At 39.4% G+C, this 10014-nt stretch carries 9 protein-coding genes and 1 tRNA gene; 1 reads left to right on the forward strand and 9 read right to left on the reverse strand.

From position 1 onward, the window contains the following. Window positions 1-36: 36 nt before the first annotated feature. From PLL47_RS09065 to PLL47_RS09085, 5 genes are all read right to left on the reverse strand, one after another. A complete protein-coding gene (locus tag PLL47_RS09065; protein ID WP_324445872.1) occupies window positions 37-2067 on the reverse strand; it encodes a PAS domain S-box protein in 2031 nt (676 codons plus the stop codon). A 401-nt stretch (window positions 2068-2468) separates the two neighbouring features. Further along, window positions 2469-3356, reverse strand: a complete 888-nt coding sequence (locus PLL47_RS09070) for an EFR1 family ferrodoxin (protein ID WP_324445873.1) — start codon at window positions 3354-3356, stop codon at window positions 2469-2471. Between the two features lie 430 nt (window positions 3357-3786). Continuing rightward, a complete protein-coding gene (locus tag PLL47_RS09075) occupies window positions 3787-4194 on the reverse strand; it encodes a DUF1699 family protein (RefSeq protein ID WP_324445874.1) in 408 nt (135 codons plus the stop codon). A gap of 472 nt (window positions 4195-4666) precedes the next feature. Next, window positions 4667-4924 carry a hypothetical protein gene (locus PLL47_RS09080; protein ID WP_324445875.1) on the reverse strand — a complete coding sequence of 86 codons (258 nt, stop codon included), beginning with the start codon at window positions 4922-4924 and terminating at the stop codon, window positions 4667-4669. Between the two features lie 6 nt (window positions 4925-4930). After that, a complete protein-coding gene (locus tag PLL47_RS09085) occupies window positions 4931-5506 on the reverse strand; it encodes a metallophosphoesterase family protein (protein ID WP_324445876.1) in 576 nt (191 codons plus the stop codon). A gap of 533 nt (window positions 5507-6039) precedes the next feature. Here PLL47_RS09085 and PLL47_RS09090 point away from each other — a divergent pair. Next, the gene (locus PLL47_RS09090) at window positions 6040-6405 is read left to right on the forward strand and encodes a hypothetical protein (RefSeq protein ID WP_324445877.1); all 366 of its coding nucleotides are present in this window, start codon (window positions 6040-6042) and stop codon (window positions 6403-6405) included. A gap of 231 nt (window positions 6406-6636) precedes the next feature. On the opposite strand, the gene PLL47_RS09095 is transcribed toward PLL47_RS09090, so the two are convergent. The 4 genes from PLL47_RS09095 to PLL47_RS09110 form a co-directional block, all read right to left on the reverse strand. Next, window positions 6637-7677 (reverse strand): mechanosensitive ion channel family protein, encoded by a 1041-nt coding sequence (locus tag PLL47_RS09095; protein ID WP_324445878.1) that lies wholly within the window; start codon window positions 7675-7677, stop codon window positions 6637-6639. Between the two features lie 417 nt (window positions 7678-8094). Beyond that, window positions 8095-8166, reverse strand: a tRNA-Thr gene (locus tag PLL47_RS09100). A gap of 186 nt (window positions 8167-8352) precedes the next feature. Further along, window positions 8353-8892, reverse strand: a complete 540-nt coding sequence (locus PLL47_RS09105) for a chorismate--pyruvate lyase family protein (RefSeq protein WP_324445880.1) — start codon at window positions 8890-8892, stop codon at window positions 8353-8355. 39 nt (window positions 8893-8931) lie between these two features. Beyond that, entirely contained in the window at window positions 8932-9246 is a 315-nt protein-coding gene (locus PLL47_RS09110; RefSeq protein ID WP_324445879.1) for a DUF5611 family protein, read from the reverse strand. Window positions 9247-10014 lie beyond the last annotated feature (768 nt).

Raw genomic sequence — 10014 nt, forward strand, 5'->3', positions numbered from 1 at the left:
CCTATTCATATCTCTTCACTATAATCCTGGTTCTAATTATACGGTATCTTTCTGTTCACCTTTTTTCTCTATATTATATTCATCCGGTCCCCTGTCTTTTTGATCAAATGGAATCACAAATCTAAAAATACTACCTTCCCCAATTTTGCTTTCAACCCGGATTCTGCCTCCATGCATCTCAATAAACTTCTTAACAAGGGCAAGCCCCAATCCCGTTCCTTCGTGCTCGCGAGTGAGGTAAGGATTCAGCTGTTTAAATGGTTGGAAGAGCTTGTCCATATCACTTTTTGAAATGCCTATCCCTGTATCTTTTACACTGATCTGGACAAATTTATCGAAACTCTGTGCCTCTATTGTCACATCACCTTTTTCTGGTGTAAACTTGATGGCATTACTTGTCAGGTTGTAGAGGATCTGTTTGAATCTGGTTCTATCTGCACAGATCATCTCAAGCTGCGGCTCTATTTTGACATCCAGATGGATCTCCTTCTTTAATGCAAGAGGAACTATTGTTGTTTTAACTTCTGCGATTGCATCAGAAACATAGAACCTTTCGTAGTCAAGTTCCATCTTACCGGCTTCAACCTTTGAGAGATCAAGGATGTCGTTAATAAGATTCAGCAGATGCTTGCCGCCTGTTGAAATATTCTTAATATAAGACTTCTGTTTTTCATTCAGGCTCCCAAACATTTCCTCAAGCAATATGTCCGAAAAACCTATGATCGAGTTCAACGGCGTCCTCAGCTCATGGCTCATGGTGGCAAGGAATTCGTCTTTACTCTTGCTGGCAGCCTCAGCAGCCAGTTTTGCATTCAGAAGTTCTTCTTCAGTCCGTTTGCGCTCGGTAATGTCCCTGCACACGCAAAAACTCAGTTTCCTCTCTCCAAATACGGCTGCATTTGCATTGATTTCCACATCAATAAGAGTTCCATCCTTGCGGCGCTGACGTGTTTCGTGAAGAATTCCTTTATCGTCGGCCAGCCGAAGCATTTCCAGCAGTTGCTCACGTGTATAGTGAATGTCCCAATCCCACATGTACAGTGTCTTCATTTCCTCAGGGGAATAGCCGAGCATCTCAGCGTAGCGGGGGTTTGACTCGAAAACCTTGCCATTCTGATCGATGATAACTATTCCATCCCTTGACTGTTCCATGAGGATTCGCCGCCAGCTAACCTCTTCTGCCAGTGACTCTTCGGCCTGTTTATATTTTGTGATGTCCTCTACCATCCCAAAAACAGTATTTTTTTCAGCATAGTATTCGGCTACGGAATGTAAAACACGAATACTGCCGTCGCTTTGTCTTTTTGCCCTGAACTGTATATCATAAGGCAGTTTTTTTTCCACAAGATCTCTCAGTGCTTTATCCTGAACTGAACGGTATTCCGGCAGCAGTAATTCATTTAATCTTTCAATGGTAAGTTCTTCACCTTCAAGTCCGTATAATCTTTTTACTTCCTCTGAAATATAGACTCTTCCGGTGCTTAAATCAAGATCCCAGGTTCCGATGTATCCTGCTCTCTGCGCAGTACGAAGCTGCAATTCTTTTCTTCGCAAATCGTTTTCAACCAATTTGCGCTCAGTAATGTCATGAACTATGTAATAAAGCAAATTTTGCGAGTTGATTACCACCGGACCGCTGTATACTTCGACATCTCTGATCCTGCCATCTGCAAGACGGTGCTTGAAGGAAAAGTAATTTCTTTTTTCGTTTTCAGCTTTCTTTGTCTCAACTCTGGTCTCTTCGTCTGAAAGAACATTTATCTGGTAGATTTTCTTGCCGGTTATTTCTTCGAATGTCCAGCCATAATACTTACATGCTGCCCTGTTTGCATCAACGATATCAAAGCTTTCAGGATTAACAAAAAGGATGACTGCGTTATTTTCCTTAAAAAAGAACCTGTATATGTCTTCATTTATCGAAAAACTTTCTTTTTTCCGGCTATGCTTTGCAGTCTTTTCAAGATTATGAGGATGGTCGTCGTAAGTCTGGCCAATCAAAGAACCATCGTTTCCGAAGGAGAATGACCTCTCTTCATTTTGATCTGTCTGAAGTCGTTTTTCTTCCATGAGAGATCTCCTATCCTGTTTTTGTGCATAAACTTCAAATAATTCGCACAGAGACCCTGTATTTATGTGGATTATCCTGAAATGCCACAGCATACGCCAAGTAAGCAGGAGCCTGGAATGTCCTTAAACATCTCTATATTTTTTATTTAATATTAAATTACCCTTTATATATCTGTTTTTGCTGAGATGTCTGCATAATTAGTAATCAGTTACCTCATTCTTGATAATTTTATAATTTTGACAGGCTAAAACACTCAAAATCCCATGCATGGAATTCTGAGGCAAAATATCAGGTAGCATAACAAAAGACGAATGAAAGAGCAGTGAAAAACCTGTAGAGTTTTCCTGCTTATTATGAGTTCATTATTAGTCCAGTCTTCATTCAATAATGCGTCTGAAACTCAGTCTTCAAGCAGGTATTCCCGTAATCCTTTCCATAGATATCCTTTAGCCAGATCCTCTACAGGTGCGGACTTAATGTATTTTGTTCTTTTTTCGACAGCTTTGAGGTCATATCCGTCCTTCAGGATAATGAATTTGAATATTCCTGCCATAAGTGACTTATTGGGACATCCGTAGATGCATTTCAAACAAAGGCAACAGTCTCTGCCAAATACAGGTTTGTTATTCGACATATTGATGTTATCTGCCGGACATTTCTGTGCACACCAGCCGCAGCCACTACAGTTCTCATTTACCTTTATTTTCTGGCCAAAGAACTTTGTTCCCTTTTTTTCCATTTCCCCTACCCTTGAGATAATGAGGTCTATGAATTTCGGACGGGTCCTGCGTACCATACCTGCCAGCAGGTCGTCTGCAATATGCTCTACCTTTGAGGGAAGAATTTCAAGAAGTCTGAAAGCCAGTTCATCATTAGTTTTTATAACCCAGTTTGAAGGCATCACCACCATCTTTTCATAAACAACCGTGCAGTTCTTTTTTTCCAGTTTACGGATAGAGCTTACGCGGCAGGCTATATTTGGGGTAATTTCTCCTCCTCCTGAAACGGATATTACGGCAGCGGGAACAGGGCTGTTTTTGTTCTCGGGGAGGCTGTCAATCCACTCATATACAATTCCCGGAGCATTAAATGCGTGTACAGCAAATAACAGTATCAGAAGATCCACTTTATTATCAGAAGAAAAATTTCCTTTCCTGATCTCTGTTTTTATTACGGATAATCCTCTCCCTGTTAACTCCTTTTCAAGGGTATTGGCAACCCGGGCTGTATTTCCTGTCCCGGAAAAGTAGGCTATTCTTACTTTATAGAAAATCTTCGGTATTTCCATAATGATCTTTCCTTAAGTGCAAAAGTGGATGGGCTGCCGATCTGCTTACTGTTACTGGCTGTGGAACTCATCTTTTCTGGAAAGAAAATATCAATGCTCTGAAAACTAAATTTCACTATTTTTAGAGACTGAAATCATAAATACCTGATTCCAGGGTATAGATTCCAGGATATAATATCTTCAACAAAAAACACAATATATTCAATAAAAACAGGCTTTGAACCTTGAATATTTAATGCAAAAACAAACTCAGAAAAAGCCTTGGAAGAGATTTTCAGGTTAGATTCAGAATTATTTTATTGCCTTAATAAAGTTTATGTAAAAAAAGAAAGTCAGAATTTGAGCTGGAGATTGGATGATGAAAGATCAACCCGTTTCTATCATATCCAATCTCCAGTAAAACACCTGCTGACATTTTTTCTTTGTGAATTCAGACAGGAGTTTCTTTTGTCAGGATATAAGCGACCATTCCGGGGTTCAGCTTACTCTCCCTCGAAATCTTTTTCTCGATTTCCTCAGTGGACTTGCCTTCAATCTTCATTTCTTTAATCTTCTCAATAACTGAGGACGGGATGCTGTAATATTCGTTTATATCTTTCCTGTGTCCCCAGACGTCTCCTTCGAGGAGCTGGACTCTCTGCATCTGAAGGAACATCTCTATAGATTTTGAGACAGTAGCCATATAAGATTTGGGTAGCTGAATTACCTCAATCTTCGGACATGTTTCAATAAGCCCAAAGATATCCTTGTTTGAAGGCCTGAAGGCCAGATGAACAAGACGCTCATTCGGATTAAGTGTAAAGATCTCTTCTCTTGAACTAACTACTCTTATTCTCATATTTTTCCCCCACTGTCAGGTTCTTTTTTGATTGTACTTTGATATAAGGTACATATACTTATTATAAATAGTTATCTCATTGAACTAATGTTATTTAGATAGTATACTGGAAATCTCTGTAATATCAGATTTCATAAAATGATATAATTGAGCTAAAAATGAGTAAAAAGGGTTATTATAGGTTATTTTTTCCATCCTTTCTTAAATCTCCACCCCTCAGTCATACTATATTTTTTTCTTAAAACTAATTAATTTATTTTTTATCACTAACATCCTTCAGCTTCATATTTTTGAGGTATTCCCGCTCTTCAAGACAGGGGAAAAATTTGCCTCAGGATCAGTTCCCGAATATAGAAAACAGACATGATATTATTCGAATAACATGCCCAGAAAATGAAAGTATTTGCGGGTACTTTCATGCCAGAGATAATGGTTTTAAAATCAGACATAATGAGTTCATTCTCATTTCAAATTAACAGTAAAGCAGGAGTGGAAAAACCATATCCTTTTTCCGGAACCTGGCTGCGTTTCTGTGTCCTCCTCCGTACTGCGGGGCAATTTCGGAACAATCAGGTGAGTTTGGATTTCCGGAGTTGGACTTAAGGCTGAAAACTACCATGTCCTCTACAGCCTGCCACGTGGTGGCGATATTGCCAAAAAAGTTATAATAAGAAATAGGCAATGGATTCCTGCTCAGCGCCTTTACAGCTACGGGAATCCTCTTAAACATGATTTTTTAATCCTGCATAATTACCGGGACTTCATAAGTAGCCAGGTAGTCAGGTGCAGAATATATTGATTCAGCCCAGGAAACAATTCCTTCTATCTCAGTAAATGATACAGGGCGGTATTCTGTAGCTTCCAGTGAGATGTTTATTGTTTTCCTTTCGCGGTCTATGAAGGGGTGCTTTTGAAGGTCGTGGCTGTAGTTATGTGCGTGAATTATCCAGCCATCAAAATCTTCCGGTGCATCTGCCGGGTTGTGTACAAGACAAAAATGCCTGTTGCCAATGTCTACAGTCACATAATCCAGCAGGAATTCAGTATCTTCGTAGAAGTCATCGTCTCCTTTTATAAAAACAATATTTCCTGACAGACGTTTCAGCCAGTAATTCAGATCTTTTTCACTTTCTCCATAAGATATGTCGCCTATGAAATAAACGATATCATCGGAGCAAATGGTATCGTTCCAGTTCTTAAGCAACAATTTATTCATTTCTTCTACGTTCATAAACGGGCGATTGTTGCGCCGAATAATGTTATTATATCCGAGGTATAGATCTGCTGCTACATAGACTTCGGATTGACACATACAAAGATCACCATGTATATAATGATTTTTAATTATAAATAAAGTTATCATAATAAATTCCAAAATAAATGAAAAAACTTAGACTGTTTTGTCAAAAGTGTACATAACCACTCATTATGATAGTGGAAGAAATGAATACAAAATAATCAAAATAGACTTTTAATTCTGAAACCGGATGCGGATAAAAATCCCATAGCCTTTTACCGGCTTTTTTTACTTCTATTGTATGATTATGTATAAATTTAATTTTATTTCTGAGTTAAGTTGATTCAAATCAATTATTTTTGTGAAAGTAAGCTTTGGAACCGAATGAATTGAGAAATAAAGAATAAAAGCCACGGGCGAGATTTGAACATTTGAATTGAAAATACTGAATCAAGTGACAGTATATTAAAATATCAATATTTTTAAATATCTGATTTGATATAAGTGATATTAAGGCTGAAAGGGGAATGAAAAAACGGGGACATTAAAACCTCTTGCAGGCTAAGTACAGAATTTTGTGAAGAATCTTCTGGAATATAGGTGACATAATGAAGGGAGGCAACAGTATAAAAGAATATTGCAATATCTGTGGTCGGGAGTTGAGGGAAGACGTGCTGGTGGTCGATACCAGCCAGGATATGAAACCAATAAAATTCAAGGACGTTCACGGGGACAAGTCCGATCTGATATGCATAGAGTGTGCAACTGAGTCGGTTGAGAATCCACCCTTCTTATGTTCGAGGTGCGGGCAGCCGGTCGAATTCGGTGAACACTTCTATCTATTGAAGCTGGGAACCATAAAACCCGGCGGTCTTAAAGTGGACTTTAAAGAAACATCCGCTGACGACAAATGTATTTGCCTTTCATGCTTTGAAGAGTTCATGAACCCTGAAGCGGAAGAAGAAGGAGACTGAATGGATCGCTGTCTCTAAACTTTGTTCCTTATCTTGCCCTCAGTTTTTAACCCCCTGGCAAAAATAAGGGACAGGTGCCGAGATAACTTAATATAGAAAAAGCAGAACTGAAGAATCAGTTCTGTTTTTTTAATTCTTTTCTCTGGTTCTGTCTTATTGATCCTTTTCTTACTCTGTTTTTTCTTCTTTATCGGTTAGCCTGTTGCTTGGAGCTCACTCCTTTTTAATTTCTTATGAGGAGGCGGATTTTTCGGAAGCTTTTTCCTTGTTACCGTCTGTCTTGAATATGATAGTCCTGTAAGGATACGGCATTTCGACACCTTCATTGTCAAAACGAGCTTTGATTGCTTCTCTAATTTCGCAGCCTGCACTGTATGCATCACTTCTGTCTTTAAACCATACATGCATGCGGAGATTTATGGCAGAATCTTCAAACTCTGTCAGATATATCTTCACCTGTCCTCTTTCCCTGAAATCCGGGTCTATTGTATGGATCACGGAAGGGTTTAACTGATCTGCAAGGATATCGGATTTCAGTAAGCCGGGTTTTAATACACAGTACTCCAGGGTCTGGGGTGGCATAACTTTGGGGTGCTTTCTGGCTTCTTCAATCATTATTTTCTTTGCCAGGCTGATATCAGAGTCATAGCTGATTCCAATGTCTATTGGCCAGATAATTGCAGGGTCTTCTATGGTCCAGTTATATATTGCCTCACTGCTGATTACTGAGTTGGGTATAATAAGTCTCCTGTTATCAGATGTCAGAATAACCGTATGCCTGAGGTTGAGGTCCGTAACTTTTCCGTACTCATTCATAACAGTCAGCCGGTCTCCAACCCTGAAGGGCTGGAATAAAGCAAGGGCAATTCCTGCAATAATATTGCTCAGCGTGTTCTGGGAAGCAAAACCGATAATTATGCCTGCAAGTCCTGCACCGGACAGCATTGCCACGGAAAGACTGCGCAGGCTGGGAATATGAAATATTATTACAGTCAGACCTATAAAATAGACTGCAGCAACTACCAGGTGCCTGAACATCCGGAAAGTTGTGAGGTCAATATGCAGTTTTCCGCTCGCTCTTTTATAATACCTTATTAGAAAATTGTTTACAGTCCTTGCGACAAGGATGGTTGCTATGCTTATTATACTGATAAACAAAAGCGTCTCCATGTTATCCGAAAACCAGGCAAATGCCTTTTCCGTTATTGTGTCAAAAGAGAGTGGAGTTTTTACTGTATTCAGGGTTTCATTTGAAGTCTCTGGGGTTCCCATGCTCTTAATCTTTGGCAGGAACACTATATAAATATTTATTGTGCAATACATTATACTGTGAGATCGTAGATACGTTTCTGAAATGATGTTAAAGAATATGGAGGCGAAAATTTCTGACTAAATTCAACTTGTAACAAAATTACATAGTTATACTTTATTAATAACTATCTAAAGAGAATCTTCACAGGAAAATATTCTTTTTCTGTAATATCAGAGAAAAGAGATCAGAGAAAATAGAGAAATGACAAAAGTTTAATTGAAAGGGTACCACAGGCAAGAACAGCCAGAACACTGTAAGTAAAATCTGCAGAAATATTCAGTATATATATTCTCTTATCAGATAGTTTTCAACGAAAAAATAGGCTCTGAACCTGAGCATATAAAAAAACAAAATAAAAAAAACAAAAATAGAAAAAAAGCCTCGGGCGGGATTTGAACCCGCGACCTCGTCCTTACCAAGGACGCGCTATACCCCTAAGCCACCAAGGCAATGCTGCTGTAAGAGCATCTCCAAAATATCATACTACAGATATAAAGGTTTCGACTGAAAAGCCTTCAGAACGGGAAAAATCCTGGCACTGACTAAAAATCTGGAGATTTATTTTGAAAAATTTGGAGAACTGGCAGGGAAAATTGCCGGTTTCCCTGTTATTTGTTTTTTTAAAGTTAGGGTTTTCAGAGCCTCCAGCGCGAATCTATCGGGAAGCGCTCGTTGATCCACATGAGGACATGGTTGTTGTGGACGATTTTATAGGTACGGGAAAGGATGGGGATCCCGTCAAAGGTGGGTTCGTCTTCAAGGATTTCGAGCTCCACCATGTCTCTCCTGGTTTCCAGGTTGTGGGTGCGCAGGATTCTGCCGATAGGGATGTCTGCCCGCATGAGCTGGTCCCGCATCGTCTGAGGCATTCGTTCCAGGGGGGAGAGGGACCTGGCGTGGACGAAAACCGTATCTCCGGCATAGAGTTTTACTGTCCTGTTGTTTACGTCGCTTCCTTCTTCTACCCCGAGAAGGTCAGCCAGTTCCTTATCGGCTTTGACCACATATTGAGACTCGGTTTTTACAGTTACCGGTTTTCGGGACATTATTTCGAGAAGAAAAGTTACGGAACCGTCAGTCCCACAACAGACCCGGAGGCAGGTGGGAATCTCAAGGCTTTTCAGTTTTTCAAGGAAATCTCCTTCCAGAACTATACCTCCAGGTAAATGCTGCAGATATTATTGATGAGAAATTAGAATGAGCAGTCAGGAGGATTATACCTCTCCGACTTCCTTTTTCGCCATTTTCAGGCGCTCTTTTGCCGTGTAACCGGTAGCCTTGAAGAGAAAGTCTCTGTAAGCTTTGTTGGTCTGGAGGATCGTTTCATCGTCTTTCACAGTCGTATCGGAAACCGTTTCCACACAGAGCATTTTATTCTCAACCCATACTGTAATCTTCGACATTGCCCCGTATGAGGTCTCGAATCGGTCCCCACTCCGGGAAATTTCAACAGGGAAGCTTTCCTGCATTGCCTGGAAAATTCTGTCAGGTTCAGGTTTAAAGCCGCGTTTCAACTTGTATTGCTGCATTGCTATCCTCTTATAAGATATTTTCATCTCAGATAAAGTTTGCTTAAAGCTGTTTTGCCTGGAAGCCGCAGTAATAATCATAAGCAGCCGGACAAATCACCTGTCTCGGGAGGTGGCTTTTCTGGATTTAATTTCCCGTGTTTTTTGTCCAGGTATGTCTGCTAATCATCAATTCAGCAACTATGGTTTAAAGTTTACTGTCATTGTTTCCAGGACAGATAAACATTCTTTATTTATTTTAATATTAATTCCAATCATATCAAATTAATTATACATATGTATTTTCCCCTTCTCAAGACTTTAACTATAAAGCTGCAGTCAACCTGCTGTAACTTTTATTCGGATTTCATGCTTGAGGAAAGGATATCAGGTGTGAGACTCAGATTCGGCGATTAAAATGCCGGACTTTGATATTTCCGGTTTGCCTGCAGTCAGGCATCTCATATCGGTACTTGCAGTCAGATACCTCATCTCAGTATTGATTACTTACTGCTCATTATAATAGCAGGCGCAGATCACAAGAAGCAACCATAAATATGATTATACTTATCATAGTTTCATGCAAAAAAGAGATGTGATCTGGCATCACACCTCCATGTCACACAAAAAAGCTTGAATTTTTAAATCATTTTGATATACCGATCAATTGCTTTAATTATATAAACAGGAATTAATTCGATTTAACCTGATTTGTTAATTAGTCCGTTATCCATTAAGGCAGTGTGCCACTTTTTCTGTAAAATTATCTCTACCCTTTTCCTCTTGTTT

Source organism: Methanosarcina sp. (genome assembly GCF_035390745.1).
Lineage (GTDB): Archaea > Halobacteriota > Methanosarcinia > Methanosarcinales > Methanosarcinaceae > Methanosarcina.